The sequence below is a fragment of the Afipia sp. 1NLS2 genome (genome assembly GCF_000178995.1).
In the GTDB taxonomy this organism is placed as follows: domain Bacteria; phylum Pseudomonadota; class Alphaproteobacteria; order Rhizobiales; family Xanthobacteraceae; genus Afipia.
Genome location: NZ_ADVZ01000001.1, coordinates 1,599,885 through 1,615,198, shown reverse-complemented (window position 1 = coordinate 1,615,198; position 15,314 = coordinate 1,599,885). Strand labels below are relative to the sequence as shown.

Genomic DNA, 15,314 nt, shown 5'->3' with positions numbered 1-15,314 from the left:
GCAATGGCCGATCGTCCGCTTCTCGAAGTCCGCAACCTCTGCGTCACGCTACCTGTGGGCGAGCGCAAGCTCTATGCCGTGCGCGATGTCAGCTTCACGCTGGAGCGCGGCGAGGCGCTTGGCGTCGTCGGCGAATCCGGCTCAGGCAAGTCGATGACCTCGCTGGCGTTGATGAACCTGTTGCCGCGCAATGCGATCCGCGAGGCGGACACGCTGCGGCTCGGCGGGCACGACCTGCTCGCCATGAATAGCCAGGGGTTCTCCCGCTCGCTCGCCGGCAAGCGCATGGCGATGATCTTCCAGGAGCCGATGACCTCGCTGAACCCGGTCTACACCATCGGCCAGCAGATCATGGAAATGACGGCACCCGGACCTGCGAAAAGCGCGAAGGACATTCACGACCGTGCCGTCTATCTGCTTGAGCGGATCGGCATTCCCGATGCGGTGGGCCGCCTCAAGCAATATCCCCATGAATTGTCCGGCGGCCTGCGCCAGCGCGTGATGATCGCGATGATGCTGATGAACGAGCCGGATCTGCTGATCGCGGACGAGCCGACCACCGCGCTCGACGTCACCGTGCAGGCGAGCATCCTCAAGCTCCTGATGGAGCTGCGCAAGGAGCTCGGCATGGCGCTCATTCTGGTGAGCCACGACCTCGGCGTCGTGTCGCGGAGCATGGACAAGATCGCGGTGATGTATGCGGGCGAACTGGTCGAGACGGGGCCAGTCGCCGACGTGCTCGGCTCGCCGCAGCACCCGTACACACAGGGCCTGCTCGCTTCGATCCCCGCCGCGCGCGAGGGCAGCGCGCGGCTGCCGAGCATTCCCGGCACCGTCCCCGCATTGTTTGCCGAGCCGAAGGGCTGCGTGTTCGCGCCGCGCTGCATCCATGTGCAAGCCGGGTGCCACACCTCGCGGCCGCCGGAACAATCGTCGGGCAAGGCTCATCTTTATCGCTGCATCATGATGCCGGATTCGCACCGCCTCTCTCTCTCAACTCCACCATCCGCGCACGCCATCGCATCGAAGGCGGCATCCGACACGTTGCTCTCCGCGCGCCATGTCGGCTGCACCTTTGCGATCCGGACAGGACTTCTTGCCAAGAGTCGTGCGCTCACCGCCGTCGATGACGTCTCGCTCGACATCACCGAAGGCGAGATCGTGGCGCTGGTCGGTGAATCGGGCAGCGGCAAGAGCACGCTGGCGCGAATTCTGCTCGGCCTGCAAGCGCCCGATAAAGGCGAAGTGCTGATCGCGGGCAGGCCGGTGCAATCCGTGCCGCCGTTCGAGCGCGCCAAGCTGGTGCAGCCGGTCTTCCAGGACCCTTATTCCTCGCTCAACCCGCGCAAGACCATCGGCCAGAGCATCGGCCGTCCGCTCGAATTGCACGGGCAGGATTCGACCGCCGAACGCAGAAAAATCGTCGAGCGGACCATGGAGCTGGTCGGCCTGCCAAGGCGGCTGTTCAACAATTATCCGTCGCAACTCTCCGGCGGCCAGCGCCAGCGCGTCGCCATCGCGCGCGCGATCATCCTGAAACCCAAACTCCTGATCTGCGACGAGCCGACCTCGGCGCTCGACGTCTCCGTGCAGGCGCAGATTCTCAATCTGCTGCTCGACCTGCGCGACGAACTGGGGCTGTCGTATCTGCTCATTACGCACGATCTCGCGGTCGTGGACTGCGTGGCGACGCGGATCGCGGTGATGCATCGCGGCCGGATCGTCGAATTGGGAAGCAAGGACGATGTCCTTTCGGCGCCGCGCGATCCCTATACGCGGACGCTGCTCGGCTCCGTTCTGAAAATCGATATGCCTGCCCTGAAGGCGCGCGCCGGTCACGCGGCGGGCTTGCAGGATCACGACGGTTTATTGCGTTAATTTCGAGGGATGACATGAATCAAGTCACGATGGGCGTTCTTGAACAGCCGCTTCCGGAGCGGAAGACGGTTCAGACGCCGGGCGGCATCATCAGCTATCGCGAGGCCGGTCGTGGGCCCGCGCTATTTCTGCTGCACGGCATGAATGGCAATTCGCGAAGCTGGGCGCAACAGCTCAAGGCGCTGTCGGATTCCTATCGCATCATTGCATGGGACGCGCCCGGCTACGGCTTGTCCGATCCGGTCGCGCCCGATGCCGATGCCTATGCCGCGCAGGCCGCTCATCTTCTCGATCGACTCAACATCGAACGTGCCCATGTCGTCGGCCATTCGATGGGTGGCGTAATCTCCGAACGGTTCTGCGCCCGTCATTTGAATCGCGCGACATCGCTCGTGCTGTCCGGCACGCATTGGGGTAACGCCGCACCCGAAGGCGCGCCGCTTGCCGCGAAGTACGCACGGCGGCTGCAGGAGCTCGAGGACATGCCGGCGGAAGAATACGGCAAGGTCCGCGCCGAAAAGATGCTGCCGTCCTCGCCGCAGCCCGATGTGTTCGATCAGGTCGCCCATGTCGCCTCGGAAATGCGCCGCGAAGGATTGCTCAACGGCGGGCAGATGGTCGAGAAGACCGACAACCGCCCGTTTCTTCCCGCGCTCAAGCTGCCCGTGCTGATCATTACCGGCGACCGCGATCCCGTGGTGAAGCCGCAGCGTTCCGAAGCGATGATGGACTATCTGCCGTCCGCGCGCGCTGTGAGCCTGCCGGGCGTCGGCCATGCCGCCTATCTGGAAGCGCCGGATGTGTTCAACCGGGCGGTCCGCGAGTTCTTCACATCAATTGAACAGGCTTAGCGGCCAAAGCCCGGCCAGCGCATGCCGCCAGACGGGGCGGGATGCGCGGGCGCTTGATGATGCTTCTGGCGGGGCGCGCGTTTTCCGCCCTTCGCAGCCGCGGGCCGCTCCGCCTTGCCGCTCGTGACCTTGCGGAGCGCGGCATCCGCCGCCCGCTCGCCCGAGATCCACGCGCCGCCGACTGTGCCGCCAAGCTGCTCGTGCAACGCCTCGCCCGCGAAGAACAGCGGCCCCAGAGGCTCAGCGAGAATCCGCCGTGCCGGTTGTCCGCCGGGCGACGCCACCGACATCGCGCCCATCACATAAGGCTCGGCGTTCCAGCGCGTCACGCTGGAACGCGTCACCGCTTTCTGGACATCCCCGCCGAACAGATCGCGCAGCCATGTTTGCGCGAAGTCCACCATCGCGGCCTCGCCCTGCGCCGACAATTCGCGGCCGAACGCGCCGCCGACATCGACCTGACACAATGACGAGCCGCCGGTGTTGGCAAGCAGAAGGCCGGTGCGCGGCCCGCTGCTCTGCTCAATAAACACTTCGTCGCGGCCAAGTCCGAGCGGATTGCCGGGCAGATCGAGCGCGATGTGGTCGTAGCTGCCGAGCGTGAGATGCGACAACGCCTCCGCCTGCCGCTTTGGCAGCTCGGGCGTGAACTTGATCTTGCCTGCGTTGAGCACATTCACCGACGCGGTGACGATCACCGCGCGCGCGCTCAAGGTCCCGGATCGCGTTTCGAGCTCCGCGTCGCGGCCGTTCCAGCGCACGCTCGTCACCGGCGTCTCCAGCGCGACCGGCAATTGTCCCGCGAGGTGTGTCATGAACGTACCGAGCCCCTGACGGCAGACCATCGCCGGATCGCGCGGCGCGAAACTCAATGTATCCGCGGTCGATATGCGGTCGAGCTGGCCGCCATTTGTCAGCGGGCCGAACTGGAACTCCACAGTGCCGCGCCATTCGCGCAGATCCTGCGGCAACGCCTGAGCAACCGCGAGATCCCCCTTGCCGCGCACGGCTTCGCCCATCGCGCGATTGACGCGCACCATCAGCGCCAGAAAATCTTCCGTCTCGCCCGCACGCGCATTGCGCCGGCCGACGCGGATGCGTTGCCCGCGCGCGGCCTGCGTGACCTCCATTCGTTCGAGGCGTGCAAGCCCGACGAGCGGATTGAAGCTGCTATAGAGCCATCGCGCACCACGGTCGAACGGCACGCCGAAGGTCGTTGCATCGGTGACGCAGCGCCCGCCGAGCCGGGACGATGCTTCCAGCATCAGAACCGAACGGCCCGCGGCCGCGACCTTTCGCGCGGCGGCGATTCCGGCGGCCCCGGCACCGATGATCGCGACATCGACCTCGCGCGGCAAGCCGGCGGCGAATGCACGGCGCGGCGTTGTCACTGCCAGCAAGGCCGCCGCCGCCATCAGCTCGCGGCGCGTCAATTTCATTGTCATGGTTTCCGAAACTTCAATCGCGCGGGGAGGTCTGACCGCAACTTGCCGCAATGACACGGCTTTCGCAACGGTCATGGTGAATTGTGCGTGAACCTCGGACCCTGTGTCATCAACGAAGTTGCAATCGCTTTCCGCAACACTTACGACCGAAACTGGCTGGCATGAGCGCATCATGCCCGGGGGAGACCAGAATGGGCTTCGTGCTCGATACTGTTGGCAAGCTGCTTGCGCGCTACCTGCAAAAGGAAGCGCCGGGCGCCGAGCCATTTACGTCGAGCGATCCGGAGCGGCTGCGCAATCTCCTGCAGGAAGGCGACGTGCTGCTGATCGAGGGCAGCAACCGCATCGCCGGCATCATCAAATACCTGACACAATCGACATGGTCGCACTCGGCGCTGTATGTCGGGCCGATCGAGGGCGCGATGGAGCCGAACGGCGAGCCGCATGTGCTGATCGAGGCCTATGTCGGCGAGGGCGTCATCACCGCGCCGCTGTCGAAATACGACACATACCACACCCGGGTCTGTCGCCCGGTCGGGCTGTCCTTCGAGGACCGCAACACGGTGTGCCGCTATGCTATCAACCGCATCGGCTTTGGTTACGACACCAAGAACATCATCGATCTGCTGCGCTATCTGTTTCCGTTGCCGGTGCCGCAGCGCTGGCGGCGGCGGATGCTGGCGCTCGGCTCAGGCGATCCGACCAAGATCATCTGCTCGGCGCTGATCGCGCAGGCTTTCGGCGCGGTACGCTATCCGATCCTGCCGCGCATCACCCGTGCGGGCAGCCGTCAGGCGCGGCTCGAGATCCTCTACATCCGGGATTCCTCGCTCTATACGCCGCGCGACTTCGACATCTCGCCCTATTTCGAGATCGTCAAGCCCACCATCGAATACGGCTTCGACTACACCAAGCTGCACTGGGCGGACACGCCCAAACCGCCCCGGGAGGTGGCGGCTGAAGACGATCCCTTTCCAGAGGGAGTCTTCGAAGGCCCCCAAGGTGCACCGGCCCTACGGCTTGCCGTAGACGGCGAACTGGCGACGCTGGTGCCGGCGAACGAAAACGCGGCAGCGACCGTCCCGGAAGCAGCCGAATAACGCGCGGCTGCGGCCTTTTCACAAAGCCAATCATTTTGAATATCGCGCGGCTAGCCTCAGGGTTTGCCTCGACACTTGCTCTCGCACGTGCGCGTCGCCATCTTTCCCCACGAGGAGAGGGAGACAGCCATGCTCGATGCCGCCATCCGCGCGCTCGCGGAGATTTTCTCGAAGCCGATGCGCGCGATCCTGTGGAAGTCCATCGGACTTGCGCTGATCCTGATCGTGGTCGGCGCCATTGCCCTGCAGCGCGTGCTGAACTGGCTCGCGGGCGCGGGCGAGGCCTGGGCCGAGCAGATGGCGGGCGGAAGTTTTCACGGCACGCTGGAAGCATTGTCGTGGATCGTGTCGATCGCCGCCGGTCTCGGCGTCGTGTTCGGCGCGGTCTTCCTGATGCCGGCGGTGACATCGCTGGTCGCCAGCGTGTTCGTCGATGACGTCGCCGACCATGTCGAGCGCAAGGACTATCCCGCAGAGATGCCGGGCAAAGCCCTGCCGATCGTGCGCGCGCTGATCGAGGGCGGCAAGACCGCAGGGCTCACGGTGCTGGTCTATCTGGTGGCGCTGCCGTTCTTGTTCTTTGCGGGCGTCGGCCTCGTGGTGTTCTTCCTCGCCACCGCATGGCTGCTCGGCCGTGAATATTTCGAGTTGGCCGCGATGCGCTTCCGCTCACCAGCCGAGGCCAAGGCGATGCGCAAGCATCACGGCACACAGGTGTTCATCGCCGGGCTGTTCATCGCCGCGTTCGTGTCGATCCCGATCGTGAACCTCGCGACACCTTTGTTCGGCATGGCCTTCATGGTGCACATCCACAAGCGGCTGTCCGGGCCGCGGCCTGAGCTGCTGGAGCCGGAACGCAAGGCGCGGCTGCAAACCTTCACCGAATAGGCTTAGGCGTTTTCTGCCGCTTCCATGAACGTGGTCTTTTCCGGCCAGCGGCACAGATCGTTGATGATGCACACTTCGCAGCGCGGCTTGCGCGCGATGCAGGTGTAGCGCCCGTGTAGAATCAGCCAGTGATGGGCGTGGCGCATGAACTCGTCCGGCACCACGCGCAATAATTCCAGTTCGACCTCCAGCGGCGTCGCGCCCGGCGCGAGATAAGTACGGTTGCCGACACGAAACAGATGCGTGTCCACCGCGATAGTCTTTTCACCAAAGGCGATGTTGAGCACCACATTCGCGGTCTTGCGGCCGACGCCAGGCAGCGTCTCCAGTTCCTCGCGCGTTCGCGGCACCTTCCCGCCATGCTGCGCGATCAACTGCTCTGACAGCGCGATGACGTTCTTCGCCTTCGCGCGGTAAAGCCCGATGGTCTTGATATGCTCGCGCAGGCCGGCTTCGCCGAGCTCCAGCATTTTTTCCGGCGTGTCGGCGATCGGAAACAGATTGCGCGTCGCCTTGTTGACGCCCGCATCGGTCGCCTGCGCGGACAGCACCACCGCGACCAGCAGCGTGAAGTGATTGAGGTGTTCGAGTTCGCCTTTCGGATCGGGGTTGGCCGCACGGAACCGTGCGAAGGCGGTGTGAACCTCCGCCTCACTCCAGCGTTTGAGTTTTGGAGCGGATGTCTTCGCAGACGAAGTCTTCACAGCCGGTTTTTTCAAAGCCTTGGGCTTCTTTGCCGTGGGCTTCGATTTGGCCTTCTTGGCAGCGGCCTTCGCCGTTGTGCCGGGTTTACGAAGGTGTGAGGCGTGCGCCGCTTTTTTTGCCATGAAGATGGATATACTGAACAGCCATGAGAGACGGCAACGATTTTCACGACGCCTTCGAGAAGCCGATTTTCACGGCCGAGTTGACGCCGCATCGCTCGCTCGGGCGTAGCGGCTTTCTCGCGCTGATGCTGTTTCTGAGCATCGTCAGCTTTATTGCCGGCGTCGTCTTCCTGCGCATGGGCGCATGGCCGGTGTTCGGTTTCTTCGGCCTCGACGTGCTGATGATCTACTGGGCGTTCCGCGTGAACTATGCCCGCGCCCGCGCCTCCGAGCATCTGGTGCTGACGCCGCATGAATTGCGGCTGCGCCGCGTCAGCCATCGCGGCCATGTCATGGAGTGGACCTTCAATCCGCACTGGGTGCGGCTCGACCAGGAGGAGCACGAGGAATTCGGCATCGAACGGCTGTATCTGCGGTCGCACGGCCGCAGCGTCGCCGTCGGCAGCTTTTTGAGCCCCGATGAAAAGGCAAGCTTTGCCAAGGCCTTGCGTCTTGCCCTGCAGGACGCCAGACGTGGCCCGACCTACAATCCATTGACTTGAGTGTTTTCAGGAATCGGGTGGATAGCAGGCTGCGGCGCGCCTAGCTTTCCCCGATGATGATACAAAACCCCATGACTGCATTCGAGCCGGCCTCCGCAAAATCGCTGCGCGCGCAAATCGCGCAGGCACCCGCTGCCAGCGAGAGCTTGCGCGATTACGAGACCGTGCACCGCGCCATCGCCTTCATCTCGGAGCATTGGCGCGGCCAACCGACCATCGAGGAGATGGCGGAAGCCGTCAGCGTCACGCCGGACGAGTTGCATCATCTGTTCCGCCGCTGGGCCGGGCTGACGCCGAAGGCGTTCATGCAGGCGGTGACGCTCGACAACGCCAAACGGCTGTTGCGCGAGTCCGGCAACATTCTCGATGTCGCCTACGATTCCGGGCTGTCGGGCCCGAGCCGCTTGCACGATCTGTTCGTGACGCACGAAGCGATGTCGCCGGGCGAGTGGAAGAAAGGCGCGGCGGGCCTGACGCTGCGTTACGGCTTCCACCCCTCGCCATTCGGCACCGCCGTCATCATCGCCACGGAGCGCGGGCTTGCGGGACTGGCCTTCGCCGATCCCGGCGAGGAGATCGCTGCGCTGGAGGACATGCAGGAACGCTGGAGGCTCGCGACCTATATCGAGGATCACGCAGGCACCGCCGCGCTGGCGAGACGCATCTTCGAATCATCACAATGGCAGGCGGAGCGGCCGTTGCGCGTGGTGCTGATCGGCACCGATTTCGAGATCCGGGTGTGGGAAACGCTGCTGCGCATTCCGATGGGCAAGGCCACCACTTACTCTGATATCGCACGCACCATCAGTGCGCCGAAGGCCTCGCGCGCGGTCGGCGCGGCGGTCGGCAAGAATCCGATCTCGTTCGTGGTGCCGTGCCATCGCGTGCTCGGCAAGAGCGGCGCCATCACCGGTTATCACTGGGGCCTGACGCGCAAGCGCGCGATGTTGGGGTGGGAAACCGCGCGCACCAATAGCTGCGATTAGCCAGCGAGATCGGTCTTCGATTCCACCGTCGCATCGGCCCTGAGCCGATAGATGATCGGCACGCCGGTGCCGACCTCGCGCTTGAGGATTGCCTCCGGCGACAGCTTCTCCAGCACCATGATCAGCGCACGCAACGAATTGCCATGCGCAGTCACCAGCGTCCGCTCGCCGCGCAGAACGCAGGGGAGAATCTCCTGCACGTAGTAAGGCAGCGTCCGCGCCAGCGTGTCCTTCAGGCTTTCGCCGCCGGGCGGCGCGACATCGTAGGAGCGGCGCCAGATATGCACCTGCTCGTCGCCCCATTTCTTGCGCGCCTCGTCCTTGTTGAGACCGGAGAGATCGCCATAGTCGCGTTCGTTCAGCGCGATGTTCTTCGTCACGGGAATGTCGGTCTGCCCAAGCTCATCAAGCATCAGCGACAGCGTGCGCTGGGCGCGCGTCAGTTCCGAGGTGAAGGCGACATCGAAGGCGAAGCCTTTCTCCTTGAGAAGCTTGCCCGCGCGCTTGGCTTCCTCGACGCCCTGCGCGGTAATGTCGGGGTCCTTCCAGCCGGTGAAGAGGTTCTTCAGATTCCACTCGCTCTGACCGTGGCGGACGAGCACGAGAAGACGATCACTCATACCTTTTGACTCTCATTCCGGGATTTCATCAGCCGCCGATGCCGAGCACGTCGGCCATCGAATAGTGACCGGGCTTGCGGCCGCGCGCCCAGCACGCGGCCTTGATCGCACCGCGCGCGAAGATCATGCGGTCCTCGGCGCGATGAGTCAGTTCGATGCGCTCATAGGGGCCCGAGAAGATGACGGTGTGCTCGCCGGTGACGGTGCCGCCGCGCAACGTCGCGAAACCGATGTCGCCACGGTTGCGCGCGCCGGTGTAGCCGTCGCGCGAGCGCACCGACTTGCCTTCGAGCGCAATGCCGCGCCCCTCCGCCGCCGCCTGGCCGAGCAGATAGGCTGTGCCGGACGGCGCGTCGATCTTGGCGCGATGGTGCATTTCCAGAATTTCGATGTCGAAATCGTCGTCGAGCGATTTCGCGACCTGCTTCACCAATGCTGCGAGCAGATTGACGCCGAGGCTCATATTGCCGGACTGCACCACGATGGCGCGCGAGGTGACGCTCTTGATCACCGCGTTGTCGGAGGCCGACAGGCCGGTGGTCCCGATGACATGCACAAGGCCGCGCTCGGCCGCGATCGCGACATTGGCGATGGTCGCCGCGGGGACGGTAAAATCGAGAATGCCGTCGGCATCTTTCGACAGGGTCCACAGGTCGGCCGACAATGGAATGCCATTCGGCGCAAGCCCGGCCAGCACGCCGGAATCCTCGCCGAGCAGTTCGGAATCCGGCGCTTCCAGCGCACCGACCACCGTCGCGCCCTCGGTTTCGTGGAGCGCGCGAAGCAGCGTCCGGCCCATCCGGCCGCCCGCACCTGCAACGATCAAACGCATATCCGACATATCTCGGCCTCACATTGCTTTCGGGGTATAGCGGGGGCGGATGGCGTCGGCAATCCGCTATCCGGCGCAGGTATTTCGGGAAATCGGCTCAGGACGCCGCAGCGATCTCCGCGACGATGGCCTGCGCTGCCGCTTTCGGGTCGGCGGCCGCAACAACCGGACGGCCGACCACGAGGTAATCGGACCCGGCGGCGATGGCACGGGCGGGCGTCATCACCCGCTTCTGGTCGCCGGCGGCACTTCCTGCAGGGCGGATACCGGGCGTCACCAGCGCGATGTCGCGCCCCAGGATGGCGCGAAGATTGGCCGACTCTTCGGCCGAGCAGACGATGCCGTCGACGCCGATCGCCTGCGCCTGCCGCGCACGCTGCGCCACCATCTCGGCCACGCCCAGCGTGTAGCCCGCTTCCTTGAGGTCATCGTTGTTGTAGGAGGTCAGCACCGTGACCGCGAGGATCTGAAGACCGGAGCCCCGGCTCGCCTCGACCGCCGCCTTCATGGTCTGCGGATAGGCGTGCACCGTGAGGAATGTCGCGCCGAGTTTTGCGATGCCCGCGACGCCGTTCGCCACCGTGTTGCCGATGTCGTGCAGCTTGAGGTCGATGAACACCTTCTTGCCGGCGCGAACGAGATCGTGCGCCATCGGCAGCCCGCCCGCATAAGCGAGCTGATAGCCGATCTTGTAGAAGCTCACGGTGTCGCCCAGGGTGGCGACGAGTTTCTCCGCCTCCGCCACGCCCGGCACATCGAGCGCCACGATCATCCGGTCGCGCGGATCGGTCGGTGTCTTGGTCACGTCATCTCCTCACATCATGCGTTGCGCGGCGTCGATCAACGCCCGCACCAGGTTCTGCATCGCGGCAAATTCGTTGTCGTCCTGCAAGCGGTCCATCCGGTCGAAGGCCTCAACGCCGCGCGCCACGATCAATTGCGGCGCGATCACATCCGCATTGAAGCCCGCCGTCAGCATCTGGCGTAGCGTCAGCGCGGCGTAGATGCCATCATTGCGGTCCGAGACGGAGGCGATGGCGAACGGCTTGCCGCGAAACGCCTGCAACGGCGATTCATTGCGCTCCCGCACCGAGGCAAGCCAGCTCATCGCGTTGAGCAACAACGGCGGCGGCAATGCATGTCGTTCCGGCGTCACCAGCATCACCGCATGATGCGCACCGATCATGCGCTTGAGATCAAGCGCGGCGGGCGGCGTTTCGCCATTGCCCAAATCCTGATGCAGCGGCAGCATAAAGTCCGCGAGCGAGATTCGCGTCGCCTCGTGATCGCTGAGCGCGATCTCCTTGACGATGGCGGCGGCGAGACGCACATCAGCCGCGCTTTCGCGAACCGAGCCCGGAATGACGAGAATTTTGACGGCTGCCATATGCGCAGCCCTAAAGTGTTTTGACAGAGAGGAAAAGCCGAGCGGAGCGCGGGCGCGGCCTCATGCCTTGCGATAGACCCAGACGCGGGCCGGCGGCACATTCATCCAGATCCGCTCGGAGGCCTGCGTCAGCACGCCCGGCAACGATTTCGGAATCGGCGGCGCGACGGAATAAGTAAACTGCACGAAGGGCGCGCCGGGGATCAGCTTCATGAAGGCTTCGCGCATCAGCCGCAGTCGCGTCAGCATCGGCTTGGTGACGAGCGGCAGGCCCGACACCACCGCGCTCGCCGGTTGCGCGATCGCCGCGAGCGTCTTGTCGAGCTGATAGGCATCGCCCTGCACCACGGTCGCCTGCGGATAGCGTTCGCGCAACAGCGCGCAGAAACCAGGATTGAACTCGACGAGGACGAGACGTTTCTGCTCGACCCCGTGCGCCACCAGCGCGTCGGTGATCGCGCCGGTGCCCGGACCAAGTTCGATGACAGGCGCCTCGGAATGTTTGTCGACATAGCTCGCCATCGTGCGCGCGAGCATCCTGCCCGATGGCATCACCGCGCCCATGTGCAGCGGCTTTTCAATCCAGGAGCGAAGGAAACGAACCTCATCGTCGAGACGGAGAGGTTTTTTGAGAACGCGCGCGGACTCTGCAGCCATGGCGGGGGTACCAGCGGGGAGCCCGACGAGCCCGGGCTTTTTCAAATTTTCTTCATAAAGACGTACAGGAGACAGGCCAGAACGGTCAAGTTCCGGCTCAGGCCGTACCCGCCCTGTTGCCGAAGAAGTCCTTGACCATTTTGAAGAAACCCGCAGCCTCGGGTTGGGTTTCACCGGACGACAGTTTTTCGAACTCCGCCAGCAATTCCTTCTGCTTTTTGGTCAGATTCTGTGGCGTTTCGACCACAACCTGGACGTACATGTCGCCCGTCTGGCGCGAGCGAAGCACCGGCATCCCCTTGCCAGCGATGCGGAACCGGCGGCCGGACTGGGTGCCGGAGGGAACCTTGACCCGGGCCTTGGTGCTGTCGATCGCAGGAACCTCGAACTCGCCGCCGATGGCCGCGGTCACCATCGAAATCGGCACCCGGCAATGCAGATCGGCGCCGTCCCGCTGGAAAAGCTGATGCGAGCCGACGGACAGGAAAATATAGAGGTCGCCCGCCGGGCCGCCCTGCACACCCGCCTCGCCCTCGCCGGAGAGGCGGATGCGGGTGCCGTCCTCGACGCCGGCGGGAATATTTACCGACAGCGAGCGGTCTTTCTGGACGCGGCCCTGACCCGAACAGGACGGGCACGGCGTGTCGATGCTCTGGCCTCGGCCATGGCAACTTGGGCAGGTCCGCTCCAGCGTGAAGAAGCCCTGCGCCTGCCGCACGCGGCCGGCACCGCCGCAGGTCGCGCAGACTTTCGGCTTGGTGCCGGGCTTGGCGCCCGAACCCGAACAGGCCTCGCAGGCCACCGCGACCGGAATGTTGATCTGCGCGGTCTTGCCGAGGAAGGCCTCCTCGAGCGTGATTTCCATATTGTAGCGCAGGTCGGCGCCGCGCTCGCGGCCACCACCCCTGCCGCGCCCGGCCATGCCGAACAGGTCTTCAAAAATATCGGAGAAGGATGAGGCAAAGCCCGCGCCGAAGCCGTGGCCACCGCCGCCCATGCCCTGCTCGAACGCGGCATGGCCGTAGCGGTCGTAGGCGGCGCGCTTCTGGCCGTCCTTGAGAATCTCGTAGGCTTCGGAGATTTCCTTGAACTTGTGCTCACACGCAGGATCGCCCGGATTCTTGTCCGGGTGCCATTTCATCGCGAGCTTGCGGAATGCGGTCTTGAGACCAGCCTCATCGACCGTGCGATCGACTTCCAGGGTCTCGTAGTAGCAAGTCTTAGCCATGAGCGATCAAATGCATGGGTATCTGAGTCTGAGAAACCTGAGAACAGGAACTCTCCCTGCAAAAACCTCCCCGCAAGGGGGAGGTTTTCCGTGAAGCGCTTACGCTGACTTCTTGTTGGTCTTGTCGTCGTCGACTTCGGTGAACTCCGCATCGACAACATCATCGTGGGCAGCGTCCTTCGCCGCGTCGGCCTTGGCATCGGCTTCGGCCTGCTGCTGATACATCGCCTCGCCGAGCTTCATCGAAGCCTGCGCCAGCGTGTTGGACTTCGCCTTGATGGCTTCCGAATCGTCGCCCTTCAGGGCTTCCTTCAGATCGGCCAGCGCATCCTCGATCGCCTTGCGGTCGCCTTCGGACACCTTGCCGCCGTGCTCGGCCAGCGCCTTCTCGGTGGAATGCACCAGCGCGTCGGCATGGTTCTTGGCGTCGACCGCCTCGCGGCGCTTCTTGTCCTCGGCGGCGTTCGCCTCGGCATCCTTGACCATCTTCTCGATCTCGGATTCCGACAACCCGCCCGACGCCTGGATGCGAATCTGCTGTTCCTTGCCGGTCGCCTTGTCCTTGGCCGAGACGTTGACGATGCCGTTGGCGTCGATGTCGAAGGTGACCTCGATCTGCGGCATGCCGCGGGGCGCCGGCGGAATACCCATCAGGTCGAACTGGCCGAGCGCCTTGTTGTCGGCCGCCATTTCGCGCTCGCCCTGGAAGACGCGGATCGTCACGGCGCCCTGATTGTCCTCGGCTGTCGAGAACACCTGGCTCTTCTTGGTCGGGATCGTGGTGTTGCGCTCGATGATGCGCGTGAACACGCCGCCCAGCGTTTCGATGCCGAGCGAGAGCGGGGTCACGTCGAGCAGCAGCACGTCCTTGACGTCGCCCTGCAGCACGCCTGCCTGAATGGCCGCGCCGATGGCGACGACTTCATCCGGGTTGACGCCCTTGTGCGGCTCCTTGCCGAAGAACTGCTTCACGATCTCCTGGATCTTCGGCATGCGGGTCATGCCGCCGACCAGAACCACCTCGCCGACTTCGCCAGCCGAAAGACCGGCATCCTTCAGCGCCTTGCGACAGGGCTCGATCGTCTTCTGCACGAGATCGTCGACCAGCGCCTCGAACTTGGCGCGGGTGAGCTTCATGGTCAGATGCTTCGGGCCGGTCGCATCCGCCGTGATGAACGGCAGGTTAACTTCGGTCTGCGTCGTCGAGGACAGCTCAATCTTGGCTTTTTCCGCAGCTTCCTTCAGGCGCTGCAGAGCGAGCTTGTCGTTGCGCAGGTTGATGCCCTGCTCCTTCTGGAATTCGTCGGCGAGATAGCCGACGAGGCGCATGTCGAAATCTTCGCCGCCGAGGAAGGTGTCGCCGTTGGTCGACTTCACCTCGAACACGCCGTCGCCGATCTCAAGGATCGACACGTCGAACGTGCCGCCGCCGAGGTCGTACACCGCGATGGTGCCCTGCTTCGACTTGTCGAGGCCGTAGGCGAGCGCTGCAGCGGTCGGCTCGTTGATGATGCGCAGCACTTCGAGGCCGGCGATCTTGCCGGCGTCCTTGGTGGCCTGACGCTGGGCGTCGTTGAAATATGCGGGAACAGTGATGACCGCCTGATCGACCTTTTGGCCGAGATGGGCTTCAGCGGTCTCTTTCATCTTCTGAAGGATGAAAGCGGAAACCTGCGAAGGCGAGTAGGTCTGGCCCGAAGCCTCGACCCAGGCGTCGCCGTTCGATGCCTTCATGATCTTGTAGGGGACGAGCTTCTTGTCCTTCTCGACGGTCGGATCGTCGTAGCGGCGGCCGATCAGGCGCTTCACGGCGAAAATCGTATTTTCCGGATTGGTGACGGCCTGGCGCTTGGCCGGCTGACCGACGAGGCGCTCGCCGTCATTGGTGAAGGCGACGATGGACGGGGTCGTCCGCATGCCTTCCGCGTTCTCGATAACTTTCGGCGATTTGCCATCCATGACGGCAACGCACGAATTGGTGGTGCCGAGATCGATCCCAATGACCTTTCCCATTGTCCCTCTATCCTTCTTTTGCGGCGGATTGGCCGGGCCCTGACGGCGCACCGCACCCAA

15 protein-coding genes are annotated in these 15,314 nt (G+C 64.1%); 6 read left to right on the top strand and 9 right to left on the bottom strand.

Annotation, left to right across the window (positions count from 1 at the left end; all coding sequences use genetic code 11):
- The first annotated feature begins 3 nt into the window (after positions 1-3).
- Positions 4-1,878 carry a dipeptide ABC transporter ATP-binding protein gene (locus AFIDRAFT_RS08000; protein ID WP_009338687.1) on the top strand — a complete coding sequence of 625 codons (1,875 nt, stop codon included), beginning with the start codon at positions 4-6 and terminating at the stop codon, positions 1,876-1,878.
- A 14-nt stretch (positions 1,879-1,892) separates the two neighbouring features.
- A complete protein-coding gene (locus tag AFIDRAFT_RS07995) occupies positions 1,893-2,729 on the top strand; it encodes an alpha/beta fold hydrolase (RefSeq protein ID WP_009338686.1) in 837 nt (278 codons plus the stop codon).
- On the opposite strand, the gene AFIDRAFT_RS07990 is transcribed toward AFIDRAFT_RS07995, so the two are convergent.
- Entirely contained in the window at positions 2,726-4,168 is a 1,443-nt protein-coding gene (locus AFIDRAFT_RS07990; protein ID WP_009338685.1) for a flavin monoamine oxidase family protein, read from the bottom strand. The genes AFIDRAFT_RS07995 and AFIDRAFT_RS07990 overlap by 4 nt on opposite strands.
- Positions 4,169-4,365: 197 nt before the next feature.
- On the opposite strand from AFIDRAFT_RS07990, the gene AFIDRAFT_RS07985 reads away from it, so the two are divergent.
- Together AFIDRAFT_RS07985 and AFIDRAFT_RS07980 are read left to right on the top strand one after the other, a co-directional pair.
- Positions 4,366-5,274, top strand: coding sequence for a C40 family peptidase (locus AFIDRAFT_RS07985; RefSeq protein WP_009338684.1), 909 nt, complete (start codon positions 4,366-4,368; stop codon positions 5,272-5,274).
- 129 nt (positions 5,275-5,403) lie between these two features.
- Entirely contained in the window at positions 5,404-6,162 is a 759-nt protein-coding gene (locus AFIDRAFT_RS07980; RefSeq protein WP_009338683.1) for a sulfate transporter family protein, read from the top strand.
- 2 nt (positions 6,163-6,164) lie between these two features.
- Here the strand turns inward: AFIDRAFT_RS07980 and nth are convergent, their stop codons facing one another.
- Positions 6,165-6,989: an endonuclease III gene (nth, locus tag AFIDRAFT_RS07975; RefSeq protein WP_009338682.1), complete on the bottom strand. Its 825-nt coding sequence runs from the start codon at positions 6,987-6,989 to the stop codon at positions 6,165-6,167.
- A 23-nt stretch (positions 6,990-7,012) separates the two neighbouring features.
- Here nth and AFIDRAFT_RS07970 point away from each other — a divergent pair, with 23 nt between their 5' ends.
- Positions 7,013-7,531, top strand: coding sequence for a DUF2244 domain-containing protein (locus AFIDRAFT_RS07970; RefSeq protein WP_009338681.1), 519 nt, complete (start codon positions 7,013-7,015; stop codon positions 7,529-7,531).
- Between the two features lie 71 nt (positions 7,532-7,602).
- Positions 7,603-8,517 carry a methylated-DNA--[protein]-cysteine S-methyltransferase gene (locus tag AFIDRAFT_RS07965; RefSeq protein ID WP_009338680.1) on the top strand — a complete coding sequence of 305 codons (915 nt, stop codon included), beginning with the start codon at positions 7,603-7,605 and terminating at the stop codon, positions 8,515-8,517.
- Here AFIDRAFT_RS07965 and AFIDRAFT_RS07960 read toward each other — a convergent pair.
- From AFIDRAFT_RS07960 to dnaK, 7 genes are all read right to left on the bottom strand, one after another.
- On the bottom strand, positions 8,514-9,137 hold the full coding sequence (locus AFIDRAFT_RS07960; protein WP_009338679.1) for a 2,3-bisphosphoglycerate-dependent phosphoglycerate mutase: 624 nt from the start codon (positions 9,135-9,137) through the stop codon (positions 8,514-8,516). The two genes, AFIDRAFT_RS07965 and AFIDRAFT_RS07960, sit on opposite strands and share 4 nt — an antisense overlap.
- A gap of 28 nt (positions 9,138-9,165) precedes the next feature.
- Positions 9,166-9,978, bottom strand: a complete 813-nt coding sequence (gene dapB, locus AFIDRAFT_RS07955) for a 4-hydroxy-tetrahydrodipicolinate reductase (protein ID WP_009338678.1) — start codon at positions 9,976-9,978, stop codon at positions 9,166-9,168.
- An 88-nt stretch (positions 9,979-10,066) separates the two neighbouring features.
- Positions 10,067-10,774 carry an orotidine-5'-phosphate decarboxylase gene (gene pyrF, locus AFIDRAFT_RS07950; RefSeq protein ID WP_009338677.1) on the bottom strand — a complete coding sequence of 236 codons (708 nt, stop codon included), beginning with the start codon at positions 10,772-10,774 and terminating at the stop codon, positions 10,067-10,069.
- 9 nt (positions 10,775-10,783) lie between these two features.
- Complete coding sequence (locus AFIDRAFT_RS07945; protein ID WP_009338676.1) at positions 10,784-11,356, bottom strand: NADPH-dependent FMN reductase; 573 nt, start codon at positions 11,354-11,356, stop codon at positions 10,784-10,786.
- Positions 11,357-11,416: 60 nt separating this feature from the next.
- The gene (locus AFIDRAFT_RS07940) at positions 11,417-12,013 is read right to left on the bottom strand and encodes a class I SAM-dependent methyltransferase (RefSeq protein WP_009338675.1); all 597 of its coding nucleotides are present in this window, start codon (positions 12,011-12,013) and stop codon (positions 11,417-11,419) included.
- Between the two features lie 97 nt (positions 12,014-12,110).
- Positions 12,111-13,241 (bottom strand): molecular chaperone DnaJ, encoded by a 1,131-nt coding sequence (gene dnaJ / locus AFIDRAFT_RS07935; RefSeq protein ID WP_009338674.1) that lies wholly within the window; start codon positions 13,239-13,241, stop codon positions 12,111-12,113.
- A gap of 99 nt (positions 13,242-13,340) precedes the next feature.
- The gene (gene dnaK / locus AFIDRAFT_RS07930; RefSeq protein ID WP_040297911.1) at positions 13,341-15,254 is read right to left on the bottom strand and encodes a molecular chaperone DnaK; all 1,914 of its coding nucleotides are present in this window, start codon (positions 15,252-15,254) and stop codon (positions 13,341-13,343) included.
- Positions 15,255-15,314 lie beyond the last annotated feature (60 nt).

What these genes read in the sequence shown, in the direction of transcription:
- AFIDRAFT_RS07995 (WP_009338686.1), top strand. Translation starts at nt 1,893, where the DNA reads ATGAATCAAGTCACGATGGGCGTTCTTGAACAGCCGCTTCCGGAGCGG.
- AFIDRAFT_RS07970 (WP_009338681.1), top strand. Translation starts at nt 7,013, where the DNA reads ATGAGAGACGGCAACGATTTTCACGACGCCTTCGAGAAGCCGATTTTC.
- AFIDRAFT_RS07945 (WP_009338676.1), bottom strand. Translation starts at nt 11,356, where the DNA reads ATGGCAGCCGTCAAAATTCTCGTCATTCCGGGCTCGGTTCGCGAAAGC.
- dnaK (WP_040297911.1), bottom strand. Translation starts at nt 15,254, where the DNA reads ATGGGAAAGGTCATTGGGATCGATCTCGGCACCACCAATTCGTGCGTT.
- dnaJ (WP_009338674.1), bottom strand. Translation starts at nt 13,241, where the DNA reads ATGGCTAAGACTTGCTACTACGAGACCCTGGAAGTCGATCGCACGGTC.
- AFIDRAFT_RS07990 (WP_009338685.1), bottom strand. Translation starts at nt 4,168, where the DNA reads ATGAAATTGACGCGCCGCGAGCTGATGGCGGCGGCGGCCTTGCTGGCA.
- AFIDRAFT_RS07980 (WP_009338683.1), top strand. Translation starts at nt 5,404, where the DNA reads ATGCTCGATGCCGCCATCCGCGCGCTCGCGGAGATTTTCTCGAAGCCG.
- AFIDRAFT_RS07940 (WP_009338675.1), bottom strand. Translation starts at nt 12,013, where the DNA reads ATGGCTGCAGAGTCCGCGCGCGTTCTCAAAAAACCTCTCCGTCTCGAC.
- nth (WP_009338682.1), bottom strand. Translation starts at nt 6,989, where the DNA reads ATGGCAAAAAAAGCGGCGCACGCCTCACACCTTCGTAAACCCGGCACA.
- AFIDRAFT_RS07965 (WP_009338680.1), top strand. Translation starts at nt 7,603, where the DNA reads ATGACTGCATTCGAGCCGGCCTCCGCAAAATCGCTGCGCGCGCAAATC.
- dapB (WP_009338678.1), bottom strand. Translation starts at nt 9,978, where the DNA reads ATGTCGGATATGCGTTTGATCGTTGCAGGTGCGGGCGGCCGGATGGGC.
- AFIDRAFT_RS07960 (WP_009338679.1), bottom strand. Translation starts at nt 9,137, where the DNA reads ATGAGTGATCGTCTTCTCGTGCTCGTCCGCCACGGTCAGAGCGAGTGG.
- AFIDRAFT_RS07985 (WP_009338684.1), top strand. Translation starts at nt 4,366, where the DNA reads ATGGGCTTCGTGCTCGATACTGTTGGCAAGCTGCTTGCGCGCTACCTG.
- AFIDRAFT_RS08000 (WP_009338687.1), top strand. Translation starts at nt 4, where the DNA reads ATGGCCGATCGTCCGCTTCTCGAAGTCCGCAACCTCTGCGTCACGCTA.